Genomic DNA, 11,274 nt, shown 5'->3' with positions numbered 1-11,274 from the left:
ATCAGTGCTTCCAGTTTAAAAATCAAATGATCAAATTGCCTGCTGTCGCACTCTCCCAAATATTCCTTTAGCGAGGCCTGCGCTTGATCCCATAATACTGTTGCATTTGTCAATGCCAATTTGCCTGCCTTGGTAAGAGTAATTTCCCTCGAACGGGGATCTTGTCCTGAATTAATCTTAATCAGGCCAGCTTCAGTAAGCGGTTTCATATTCCGGTTCAAAGTAGTACGATCAATGCGCATGACTTTGGCAAGTTCAGTAATTTTGACCGGCTCTACCTGCTCAAGATGACGCAATAATGAATATTGAGTAACTTTAAGCCCGCTGGGCTCCAAAATCTTCTCATAAAATTCAGTTACTGCCCGAGATGCCCTGCGTATGTTAAGACACATGCAAGGACTAGGGGCTTTGGGGTAGTATCCATCGGCATGTTTCACCATTGCACTCCTATAGCATTTATTAGTGTATATACACTAATATTTTTATAAATAATATTACAGTATATACCAATACTTGTCAATACTAAAACAAAATTATGTATTAAGCATAGTATTAATATTACCTTTGGTTTCTGTTTTTCTACTCCTATTCAGTTATACACTCAACATCCGTACCATCAAGCAAACTTACCATCAATCTGCCGACATCATGCACTGTCACTTTCTCCACTAGCGTAGAATATAAATTTATGTCAAACTCCGTTAATAGCTCAGTCGTAAGCGTCAACTCAAGAAACACATAGAAAATAGAAAACGCCTACGATATAATGGGGACATTATACTGCAGGCGTTAATATTTACTTTTCTGTTGCAACATCTTGAGGCAACTTGCAGTGAGTCGGCATTTCCTCAGCCCAAGGCAATAGACTTTGAATCGGCACTTCCTCATTGCGCTGAATTTGTGTAAAGACATGCGTTAAATATTCTAGTGGTTTTAGACCATTTTCTAAGGCGGTTTGAATCAGGCTGTAGATAGCAGACGAAGATTTGGCACCACTTGGAGTGCTCCATATATCATTTGTTTAAGATTTCGAGTTCTTGTACGCGAGCTTTCAGTGCTTCATTTTCTTTTTGTAATTCCTGCTGGCTTGGCATACAAGACCCGCACTTCCGATCATTTTATTACTTTAAATTATACCAGAAAACAAGGGGAAAAACCTAGCTATAGAATAATTTCTTGATATATATGTTGCAGTGGTAACCAAAATTGCAGCCATTGGGCGAGACTTAAGGGAAGTTTTAGTTGAGAAACATTTCCCAATTTGGTACAATTTTTATGTGCTAATTTGTTTAGTAACATAAATAAGTTTTAGCACGCAATCCCTAGGCTGTTGAGTCTGGGGATTATTTTTGCAACAAAAGGGAGTTGCTGCACCTAGCAGTTAAATGCTTAGTGCAACAGCCCCCCTTTTCGTATTATTTTAAGTGTTTATCAAAAAAATCAATTACTTTTTGCATTACTTCAGGCTGATTCCAATAAACGCCACCATGCTGCGCACCTTTGACAATATAGCGAGTGGCTTCAATGCCGTGAGCTATCAGCGCCTGATGCAAAAGTTCCGTTTGACTGGGAGATACGACGGTATCTTTGTCACCATGCATCAAAAGAAACGGCGCAGTTTTATCCGAAATATAAGTTATGGGATTAGCTGCTTTGGCTTTTTCGGAATCAACTAAAATACCACCGTCTTTGCCGCCGAAAACCGGGCTGCCGTTTACCCACAACGCTTCTGTTGCGCCAGGAGATTTGTGCGCTTCTTGTACTTTCTCTGAATAATCTGCACCAACTCTTGTCAAATCAGATAAGCCGTAAAAGTCAACTACCGCCTGTACATCACTGCTTTGGTTTAAATATTCGCCTTTATCAAATTGTTTGGTGCCATTGGTAGTACCTGCCATAGCAGATAAATAACCGCCTGCAGAACCGCCCATAATACCGATTTTTTTCGGATTAATATTAAATTTGTCAGCATGTGCCCTAAGGTAGCGAATAGCTGCCTTTACATCTTCAAGCGGCTGAGGAAAAGTTGCAGTCGGCGCAACACGGTAGGTAATACTTGCTACCACATATCCGGCATTAGCCATATCCATACGCTGCTGTATGCAATTGTCTTTATTGGCATTGATAAAACCGCCGCCTGTTACAAAAACGATTGCTGGCATTTTTTCATTTCTCTCTGGTTTTAGCACATCCATCCCCATTGCCACATTATCATAACCCCGGCTGGGTACCTGCTCATAAATGACATTAGATATGAGTCTAACTGTAGGCTCCGTAATGGGAAAATCCAAAGTTTTACTATCTGCATTGCTATCTGCAGCTGAAACGCTGCCGACTAAGCCAGTCATCAATAATCCTGTCATAGCTATAATACCTATTGATTTTTTGAAATTCATTTTTGTTCCCCCTAATACTGCACATTTAGTTTTTTCTTGTTGTATAACCTTCAGGAAGCTGGCTCGGAGTACAGCTTATTACTTCATCATTGTCAGCGCCGCATTCTTCCATAAACGTAATGGTTGCAAATTCGTCCACTACCATTTTAGGATAGGTTGGACCTTGGTCACGATATTGGTTCTTTAAAGGCAAATGCTCATTTTGAAAGCATACTGTTTTTTGTGGATCCCTCGCTACCCAGGCTGGAAAGAAAATGGTACCGTGAATTTTACATGCAGCCAGATTAAATGCTAAGCTTACGCAAGTACCAGTGGGCTCGTCCCAGGAGATTTTATATACATTGTCTGCTAAAGCAACAATATGAGCTTTTTGTCCTTTTACCCAGCGACCGCCGACAATGCCGCTATGAATCCGATAATCAAAGGTTGTATCATTCTTAACATAGACTTCATACTGCCAGCCGTTATCATACGTATAAATAAAATGCTTGCCAATCAAATTTTTTAATTCTTCCTGCATAAATATCGCATCCCTTTGTCTAAAATTTATACATGTATAAATTTACATGTTGATATTGATATATATATTATATATACTGTAATTTTAAATAGTCAAGTAAAAGAGGCGATTTTAATGAATATACTAAGTTATGCTATTTTAGGCTTAATTAATAAAGAAAAGCTTACCGGCTATGATCTAACTAAGATATTTAATGACAGCGTGGCTGATTTTTGGAGCGCCAATCAAAGCCAAATATACCCTGAATTAAAGAAATTAGTACAGGCTGGCTTAATTGAATACGAGGTTGTCATTCAGGGGGAAATCTTAGAAAAAAAATTATATTCTATTACGCCAGAGGGAAAAACAACGCTAAAGAAATGGATTCTGGAAGATGATCCGGTGCTACCGCAAAGTAAGGACATTTTCAAACTGCGGATCTATTTTGCCGAACATCTAAACAAAGAACAGTTATTAGGGAAATTAACAAAACGGCAACAAAAGTGCACTAACCTGCTTAAACGATATCAAATCAAATTTAATGATTACCAGAACATACCTGTCCCACCTATAAAATTAGGTGACTACATTTTATTAAAAGGAGCCATGGCACAGCTGGAAGCTCAGCTTGTCTGGCTTGATGAATCGATAGATTATATAAACTCTATTTTATGAGGTTAATCTTATTAAGTATAGGTTAATACCACCAAAAGCCGGGGAGTATAAATTATTTTGTATAAATGGAGCTTCCCGCTAATTCAACCGCCATCTGCTGTAGGTGTGCTGTCAAGGACGAGCATGTTTTTTCGCTCGGCGCCGCTTGCCGGGTACAACCATGGTTGCTATATTTAATCGTCGATTTAATATCAAGTTGACGACAAATTCTCAACACGCGTTTGTCGTTTACCTTTGTATTGTAATTCATCAATCACCTTAGTTTTCATTATTATCCCAATAAACTGTTTGGCCTTATATCGTTGCAGCACGTTATCGTTATCCAGTCGTTCCCGCCACTTTGATAAAAAAGTAATCCTTATTCTCAATTATTAAATGGAAGTCCTTGTATATGCGTTTGACGATTTTTGCCTGCTTTTCATTGATAGTAAGTTATCGTCAGCATCCTTGTCATAGCCTAAAAACTTAGTGTGGTTAATATGCAGCTTACCTTGCTCAAAAGGAAAATTAATCCTTGACAAGAATCATCAACAGTTTTATAATTTGACCTGTTCAAATATTTATTGAGGTGAAGCATATGGCGCGTACTCCCCAAGACCCCCAAATCCGAATCGATGAAATTTTAGATACTGCCGAACCTCTATTTGCGGCAAATGGCTACCGTAAAACAACCATACAGGATATTACCGATAAAATGGGCGTCGCCAAGGGAATGATCTATTATTACTTTAAATCCAAAGACGAAATACTGGAAGCGTTAATTAACCGTCAACTATCCGTTCTGCTAACCGATATGAAAAATATAGCCTGCTCCAATATTATTCGCCCGCCCCAAAAGATGGAATTCATGATAAATGCCATGTTTCGTACGGCACAATATAAAGACGGATTAATATTGAATTCTTTATATGATGAGAAAAATTTATATCTCAAAAATAAAATATCCCGCCAAGGTACTCTCTTACTTAAACCATTGCTTCTAAAAGTAATTGAGGATGGAATTCAGAAAGACTGTTTCCATGTTGCTAATCCCGCTATCGCCATAAATTTTATCATGTCGACTCTACAATGCATCACGGACGCATTATGCGAGAAAACATCGAATGAACTCATAGCCTGCCATTTAAACATAGCCGAGTCTATCATCGAAAAAATATTGGCCCTGCCGGAAAATACTTTGCATTTATCACTTGAATAAAAAAATTAACAAACTATATAGTCCGCATTAAAGAAGTTTGCAGGTACAGGCGGGTGATGTGTTGAGAGTGTTCCACCCGCCTGCAAAATTCTTTAGCACGTTGTATATAATTCCAACAGAATTTGTTAGATGGTTTTTTTTAAACATTAATTAAACCGGTCAAAAAATAATTTTATTTTCACTACAAGACATAAAACCAACCGATTCTACCTTTCTATTGAGCATAGCCATACTTTCCATGACGAATAAAAGACTATCCCAGATACTATCTTGCATTTACCAATGAATGGGGTAAATCTTCTACAGACCTCATATACCAGCGATCATTCTGTCTGGATATTTTTTTATCTCTTTTATTTGAACCGGTCAAATTTTATTGTGGCATTTTGGGAATACGTACTCATTAACGAATGGGAAAGGAGTAGTACAGTGTGCAAGAATTTACAAGAACTAACCATTAAAGGCATCCCGCTTCGAGCTGATCCTTCCTTATCACCAAAAGAAATCCACCAAATCGTCTGTGAAATCGTTCAAGATTATCCAACTCATCCCCGTAAAATACGTTAAGGAGTGAAAGTATGCAACCGTTTCTTTGGTTTTCTAAAGTTCCCAGGAAAAAATTGTATTACGCGTTAGCTGCAGCAGCCGTTCTTCTCTGTGTCGGCAGTATTGTCATCTGGAAAGTGCACAACCAATCCCACACTGTAACTCAGGATATCTCCCTGGTACGCACTGCTGTGATTGGCGCTGCCAATACCACACAAGGTTATACATACTCCGGTGAAGTGCGCGGCCGTTATGAAAGCCAGCTGGCTTTTCAGGTCACCGGTAAAATCATAAAACGCAATGTACAACTTGGCAGCACGGTGAGTGCCGGCGATGTTCTCATGCAGATTGACCCACGGGATCTGCGGCAAACCGTTAACAGTACTTCGGCTCAGGTCTATTCCGCCGAGTCGCAGCTGAGACTGGCAGAAAGCAATTTACACCGCTACCAGCAATTGTATGCCCAAAATGCCATCAGCCGCGCCCAGCTGGATCAATACGAAAATGCCTACGAAGTGGCACAGGCAGGCGTGCGGCAGGCATCGGCCCAATATGCGCAAGATTCTAACCAATTAGATTACAGTCTGCTCTATGCCGATAAATCCGGCGTTATTTCCAGTATCAGCGCCGAAGCCGGTCAGGTGGTCAGCGCCGGTCAGACAGTACTGACTATTGTTCAGGACGGCGAGAGAGAAATCGAGATCAGCGTACCGGAAAACCGCATTGAAGAATTACGTAAGGCAACACAGCTTACCGTATCCTTCTGGGCTCTTCCCAATATAAAAACAAAGGGCAGTGTTCGGGAAATCGCGCCCATGGCCGACCCAACAACCCGCACCTATAAAGTACGCATCAGCTTGCTCAACCCACCGCCGGAAATTAAACTCGGCATGACGGCTGCAGTTAACGTCGTTAGTGCCAGCGGTCAAAAAGCAGAGGGCACCCTTATCCCTCTGTCGGCCATCTATCAAACAAATGATACTTCTAACGTATGGATTGTAACGGACAATATTATCCATTTACGTGCGGTCCAAATTGGCGGCTTTGGTAATGCCAAGGTCCAGGTCCTCGCCGGACTTAATCCGGGCGACACTATCGTAACAGCCGGCGTCCATAAATTGCGTGAAGGCCAAACAGTACGGATAGTGGACGGTGATAACCAATGAAATCCTTCAATTTAACCGCATGGGCCCTCAATCATAAACAATTGGTATACTATTTCATCGTTGTCATTTTCCTTGGCGGAATTTTTTCCTATCAAAACCTGGGACGGATGGAAGATCCCGACTTTACTATTCGACAAATGGTGGTTACCGTAAACTGGCCTGGCGCTACCGCCCGTCAGATCGAAGAACAGGTTACCGATAAAGTTGAAAAAAAGCTGCAGGATACACCGGGCCTGGATTACCTAAAAAGCTATTCCCGGCCCGGGCAGTCCATTATTTACGTTGTTTTAAAGGATGATGCCGTCACCGAAAGTCAAATCCGCCCCACCTGGCTGGAAGTGCGCAATATGGTTAATGATATCAAAGCCACTCTGCCACAGGGCGTTGACGGTCCTTATTTTAACGACCGGTTTGATGATGTATACGGTTCTATTTATGCCTTGACCGGTGACGGATATACTTATGAAGAATTACGGGAAAGAGCGGAAACTATCCGCCGGACCTTGCTAGGTGTCCCCAATGTAAAAAAAGTGGAACTTGTCGGTGTGCAAACGGAAAAAATTTATATTGAAATGGAAACGGTTAAGCTGGCGCAACTCGGGATGACTCCGGCCGATATTACCAATGCCGTTCAGGCACAAAATGCCATGGCACCGTCTGGCATGCTGGAAACTTCTTCTGATAATGTCTATCTGCGTATCACCGGCATGTTTGAAAATCTGGACGATCTGAAGAATCTTCCGATCCGTGCCAACGGAAATACCTTTCGTCTCGGCGATATCGCCAAAATTGAACGCAGTTATATTGATCCGCCGGACCCTAAAATGTATTACAATAGTCAACCAGCCGTCGGCCTGGCCCTTTCGATGGAAAAAGGCGGCAATATTCTTACCCTGGGTGAAAACCTGGATAAAGTTCTGTCCCAAATCAAAAAAAATTTACCAGCCGGTTTGGAATTGAATACCGTGTCCAATCAACCGAAAATTGTAAAATCATCCATTGACGAATTTGTAGAATCGTTGGCCGAAGCCGTCATTATCGTATTAATCGTCAGTTTTCTTAGCTTGGGTCTGCGATCCGGCATGATTGTAACATTTTGTATTCCCCTGGTCATTGCCGGCGTGTTTATCGCTATGAAAACGCTGGGAATCGACCTGCATAAAATTTCGTTAGGAGCGCTGATCATTGCATTAGGTCTGCTGGTTGATGATGCCATCATCGTCATCGAAATGGTGGTTGTAAAACTGGAGCAAGGCTGGAGCCGGTTTGATGCCGCCTGCTTTGCCTATACGTCTACAGCATCCCCCCGCTTGACGGGAGCCTTGATAACCTGCGCCGGATTTATCCCGGTAGGTTTCTCCAAAGGAAGTGCTTCTGAATTTGTTGGCAGCATTTTTTCCGTAGTCACCATTGCTCTGCTTATATCCTGGGCAGTTGCCGGCATGGTCACACCCCTGTTTGGTTATAATCTGCTAAAAATTTCTCCCGTCAGCAACACACAGGATTATGATATTTACGACACCAAGTTTTATCGATTATTTAAAAAAATATTAATAGGTTGTTTAACGCACCGTAAAAAAGTCCTGGGTGCCACTGTCCTTTGCTTTGTCGGCTCTATCTTCCTGTTGGGACTGGTAAAACAAGAGTTTTTCCCTGCCTCAACCCGGCCGGAATTAATTGTGGAAATACAGTTGCCGGAAGGAGCTTCCCTGCAAGCAACAGAGCAAGAAGCCGAACGGTTTGCCCGGCATTTTACGCAAGATAATAATGTCGCCAGCTATACCTATTATGTAGGGGAAGGTGCGCCACGATTTGTTTTAACCGCTGATCCCAAACTTCCCAATACTAATTTTGCACAATTCGTCATTATCGCGAAAGATTCAAACGCCCGTACCGAACTATCGAAGAAAGCTCACGAACTGTTTGCCACTGAACTTACCAATGTACGCGGCAACATCAGTCTCATAAAACTTGGCCCTTCTGATCCTTATCCGGTCATGCTCAGAGTTAGTGGCCCGAATCATGACAAAGTCCGTGAAATCGCCGGACAAGTACGGGACAGCATGACGGCCAATCCCAATCTTACCGACACCTCTCTTGATTGGAATGAAAAAAGTAAAGTCATGCATTTGTCTATTGATCAAGACAAAGCCCGAATGTTAGGACTGAATAGTCAAACACTGGCTTCCAGTCTCCAAGCCCTAGTATCAGGCACTGCAGTCACGGAATTTCGGGAAAAAGATAAAACAGTAAGCATTGATTTTCGCGTTGATTCACAAAACCGTAATGACCTTTCCCGCCTTAAAGACCTAAATATCCATATTGGCAACGGCAAGTATGTTCCCCTCGATCAAATCGCCAAAATTAGCTACGATGCGGAAGAGGGCCTCATCTGGCGCCGTGACCTGAAACCTACGATTACCGTCCAAGCCAATACGATTGAAGGAGTAATGGGAAATGATGCAACCCAGGCTGTTTACGATAATCTAAAAGAACTCCGTGCCTCCTTGCCGCCAGGGTACAGCATCGATATTGGCGGTCCTTTGGAATTGAGTACCAAAGCTACCCGCTGGCTATTGCAGCCCGTACCGGTTATGGTACTCATCATCACGACTCTACTTATGTTCCAGCTGCAAAACATCCCTAAAATGGTGCTGACTCTCTTAACGGCTCCACTCGGAATTATTGGCGTCAGCTTAGGATTATTGCTGACCGGACGCCCCATGGGTTTTGTCGTGCAATTAGGTCTATTGGCACTGGCAGGCATTATAATGAGAAATTCCGTTATTCTCATTGATCAGATTGAACAACAAATCAAGGCTGGAGAACCGCTGTGGGATGCTATCATCAATGCTACGGTTGCCCGGTTTCGACCGATCCTCTTAACCGCAGCGGCCGCTATTCTCGGCATGATTCCCCTTGTTTCCAGCGTTTTTTGGGGGCCGATGGCCGTTGCCATTGCCGCGGGACTGTTTGGCGCCACCGTGCTAACGCTGCTCGTACTGCCAACAATGTATGCCGCCTGGTATAAAGCCGAACCAAATCAAACACCGCCGCATGATACGCCAGCTGGACAGACGGTTAATCCATAGGAAATAGACAAAAACTAGATTTCTTAATGAAATAAAAGTAAAATTGTTATATAAACCGTATTACAATAATGCTTCCCCGGCATACGGCCTATTGACAAAATGGTAGTCGAGAAGAAAACCTCGACTACCATTTTGATTTGCACCTTAATCCCTGAACAGCAAAAAACCTAGCCATTTATTCCCTGGGTTTATTGTTACGCCAGTGCCTTTACTATTCTTTCAATGTTCAGAGCGAACGCGGATAGAAGGCATTGTTCTTGTACGTTAATAATGCCTCGTTTATACGTTATTGCCATAATAGGCCGCTCAAAGTGGTCCAAACTCACCCCAACCGGCTCATTTTTTCATCACTATTCAATTAGGCATTCAACCTCTGTACCGTCAAGCAACCCCACCGTCAATCTGCCATCGTCATGAACTACCACCTTTTCCGTTAACGCAAAATATAGGTCAACATCAAATTTCTTGATCCGCCCTGTCTCGGCTATGATTTTGCAAACAAACATAACTGCTTCAACTACAATTGGCCCGTGGATTAACATTATTTACTTTTAAATACTCTATGTATTGATTTCCCCATTTCTCTAAACTAATTAAAACATCTTGAAATCCTTTGCCAATGTCACTTAATGAATATTCAACTTTAGGAGGAATCTCCTGATACACAGTCCTTATGATAACACCATTGTCTTCTAAAATTCTTAATTGTTTGAAAGTGTGGTTTGTGTTAAAACTGGTAATTTTCTGTGTAACTCATTGAATCTCAAGGTTTCCTTACTTAAAAGATATAAAATAAGTAGTGTCCATTTACCTGTCAATAATTCTTGCGCTGTTGTAAGGGGACATACACCAAATAATTCTGCTTTTATCACGATAATCCTCCAATACCATCTTAAAAGATACTTACTCTAATAAAAGATCGTACTTGTTAAATTTTAATTACATTATATAATTATAGCATAACTATAACACTTATTTTGGAAGGAGACAATATGTTATGAAAGAAACTTTACATGATTTAAAAACAAGAAGAAGCTGTAGAAAATTTCAGAAAGAACAAATCAAGGAGGAAGAGCTTAATTCAATCCTTGAAGCTGGTACCTTTGCGCCAACAGGTATGGGGGAACAATCACCGGTTATCGTAGCGGTTCAGGATAAAGAAACGATTGCAAAACTTTCAAAAATGAATGCTGCCATTATGGGAGCCACATCTGATCCATTCTATGGTGCACCAACTGTAGTGGTTGTTCTTGCTGATAAGAATGCAGTGACTGCTGTAGAGGATGGAACACTTGTTTTGGGCAACTTATTAAATGCTGCTCATGCTGTAGGCGTTGATTCATGCTTTATTTACAGAGCAAAAGAAGTATTTGAAACAGAAGAAGGCATAGCCTTATTAAAACAATGGGGAATCGAAGGAGATTACATAGGAATCGGCAACTGTGTTTTGGGCTATGGTGCTGAAGGCGGAGTTGCTCCTGCTGCCCCAAGAAAAGCTAATTACATTGTAAGAGTATAATACAGTTGCACAAATAGAATCCAAAAAATATCTATTTCCTAGTAATACCTTTATTGCCGTCAGTGATCGAGAAAAGTATTATTTCATATTAACCAAGTGATCACTTTGATATTGGATTAAAGGAGGATACACCGTTCGGAACAATAAAGTTAATTTATCAAAGAACGTTCGGGTGGTTTTGTA

Annotated in this window: 11 protein-coding genes and 1 pseudogene; 5 read left to right on the top strand and 7 right to left on the bottom strand. The window is 41.5% G+C overall.

The window, feature by feature from the left end; genetic code table 11:
• The 5 genes from BLR65_RS24220 to BLR65_RS24200 form a co-directional block, all read right to left on the bottom strand.
• Nucleotides 1–392 (bottom strand): MarR family winged helix-turn-helix transcriptional regulator (locus tag BLR65_RS24220; protein ID WP_245693018.1); only part of this gene is annotated, 392 nt, incomplete at its 3' end.
• A gap of 193 nt (nucleotides 393–585) precedes the next feature.
• Nucleotides 586–738 carry a hypothetical protein gene (locus BLR65_RS24215; RefSeq protein ID WP_176772801.1) on the bottom strand — a complete coding sequence of 51 codons (153 nt, stop codon included), beginning with the start codon at nucleotides 736–738 and terminating at the stop codon, nucleotides 586–588.
• Between the two features lie 58 nt (nucleotides 739–796).
• Nucleotides 797–961: a transposase domain-containing protein gene (locus tag BLR65_RS31915; protein ID WP_425441025.1), complete on the bottom strand. Its 165-nt coding sequence runs from the start codon at nucleotides 959–961 to the stop codon at nucleotides 797–799.
• Nucleotides 962–1,415: 454 nt separating this feature from the next.
• On the bottom strand, nucleotides 1,416–2,396 hold the full coding sequence (locus tag BLR65_RS24205; RefSeq protein WP_093796727.1) for an alpha/beta hydrolase: 981 nt from the start codon (nucleotides 2,394–2,396) through the stop codon (nucleotides 1,416–1,418).
• A gap of 25 nt (nucleotides 2,397–2,421) precedes the next feature.
• The gene (locus tag BLR65_RS24200) at nucleotides 2,422–2,916 is read right to left on the bottom strand and encodes a phenolic acid decarboxylase (RefSeq protein ID WP_093796726.1); all 495 of its coding nucleotides are present in this window, start codon (nucleotides 2,914–2,916) and stop codon (nucleotides 2,422–2,424) included.
• A gap of 114 nt (nucleotides 2,917–3,030) precedes the next feature.
• Here BLR65_RS24200 and BLR65_RS24195 point away from each other — a divergent pair, with 114 nt between their 5' ends.
• The 4 genes from BLR65_RS24195 to BLR65_RS24175 all read left to right on the top strand — a co-directional run bounded on the left by BLR65_RS24195 (nucleotide 3,031) and on the right by BLR65_RS24175 (nucleotide 9,572).
• A complete protein-coding gene (locus BLR65_RS24195) occupies nucleotides 3,031–3,570 on the top strand; it encodes a PadR family transcriptional regulator (RefSeq protein WP_093796725.1) in 540 nt (179 codons plus the stop codon).
• A 577-nt stretch (nucleotides 3,571–4,147) separates the two neighbouring features.
• Complete coding sequence (locus tag BLR65_RS24185; protein WP_093796724.1) at nucleotides 4,148–4,768, top strand: TetR/AcrR family transcriptional regulator; 621 nt, start codon at nucleotides 4,148–4,150, stop codon at nucleotides 4,766–4,768.
• Nucleotides 4,769–5,346: 578 nt separating this feature from the next.
• Nucleotides 5,347–6,480 carry an efflux RND transporter periplasmic adaptor subunit gene (locus BLR65_RS24180; protein WP_093796723.1) on the top strand — a complete coding sequence of 378 codons (1,134 nt, stop codon included), beginning with the start codon at nucleotides 5,347–5,349 and terminating at the stop codon, nucleotides 6,478–6,480.
• A complete protein-coding gene (locus BLR65_RS24175; RefSeq protein ID WP_093796722.1) occupies nucleotides 6,477–9,572 on the top strand; it encodes an efflux RND transporter permease subunit in 3,096 nt (1,031 codons plus the stop codon). Before BLR65_RS24180 ends, BLR65_RS24175 begins: the two co-directional genes overlap by 4 nt.
• A 350-nt stretch (nucleotides 9,573–9,922) precedes the next feature.
• Here the strand turns inward: BLR65_RS24175 and BLR65_RS24170 are convergent, their stop codons facing one another.
• Both BLR65_RS24170 and BLR65_RS24165 read right to left on the bottom strand, forming a co-directional pair.
• On the bottom strand, nucleotides 9,923–10,114 hold the full coding sequence (locus BLR65_RS24170) for a hypothetical protein (RefSeq protein ID WP_093796721.1): 192 nt from the start codon (nucleotides 10,112–10,114) through the stop codon (nucleotides 9,923–9,925).
• A pseudogene (locus BLR65_RS24165) lies at nucleotides 10,086–10,444 on the bottom strand (winged helix-turn-helix transcriptional regulator). The gene BLR65_RS24170 and the pseudogene BLR65_RS24165 overlap by 29 nt, the downstream one beginning before the upstream one ends.
• A 125-nt stretch (nucleotides 10,445–10,569) precedes the next feature.
• Between BLR65_RS24165 and BLR65_RS24160 the strand changes: the two are divergent.
• Nucleotides 10,570–11,091 carry a nitroreductase family protein gene (locus BLR65_RS24160; RefSeq protein ID WP_093796720.1) on the top strand — a complete coding sequence of 174 codons (522 nt, stop codon included), beginning with the start codon at nucleotides 10,570–10,572 and terminating at the stop codon, nucleotides 11,089–11,091.
• The last annotated feature ends 183 nt before the right edge of the window (nucleotides 11,092–11,274 follow it).

Origin of the sequence: Sporomusa acidovorans (assembly GCF_900101845.1) — a bacterium.
GTDB lineage: Bacteria > Bacillota > Negativicutes > Sporomusales > Sporomusaceae > Sporomusa > Sporomusa acidovorans.
The sequence above is the reverse complement of the archived record's forward strand: the minus strand, read 5'-3'. Positions and strand labels throughout refer to the sequence as shown.